This window comes from Neisseria sp. P0019.S003, from assembly GCF_051957115.1.
Lineage (GTDB): Bacteria > Pseudomonadota > Gammaproteobacteria > Burkholderiales > Neisseriaceae > Neisseria > Neisseria flavescens_D.
The window spans coordinates 1-466 of the sequence record NZ_JBQCWT010000069.1 but is presented as its reverse complement, the minus strand read 5'-3'; the positions used below and the strand labels follow the sequence as shown (position 1 = coordinate 466).

The 466-nt window shown below is 54.5% G+C and carries 1 protein-coding gene; it reads right to left on the bottom strand.

The features are described from left to right. Positions 1-466, bottom strand: a 466-nt coding sequence (locus ACTHTS_RS11120; protein WP_440370071.1) for a hypothetical protein, incomplete at both ends; no start/stop codon positions are given.

Below are 466 nucleotides of genomic sequence, written 5' to 3'. Positions count from 1 at the left end.
ATCCAAAACCCAAACAACACCCCCCACAAACCATCCAACAACACCAACCCCACCCCCACCAACCCAACCACCACACCCCCCACCACAACACCACAAAACCACCCCCCCCACACCAACACAACCAACCCCACAAACAACACCAACCCACCCCAACCACCGCCCAACACCACCAACCAAACACCCACAAACACAACACCAACCACACACACCACCACACCAACAAAAACAAAACACAACCACCACACCCAAACAACCCCAACCCCCACCACCAACACCCCACCCACAACCCACCACACCAACCCACAAAAACCACCCCACAACAACCCACACACCAACTCCCCAACCCACACAAACAAACACCACAACACCCCAACCCCAAACAAAACCCCCACCCCAACCAAAAACACCAACAAAACACCACAAACCACCCCCAACAACCAAACCAACACCAACACAACCACCCCAC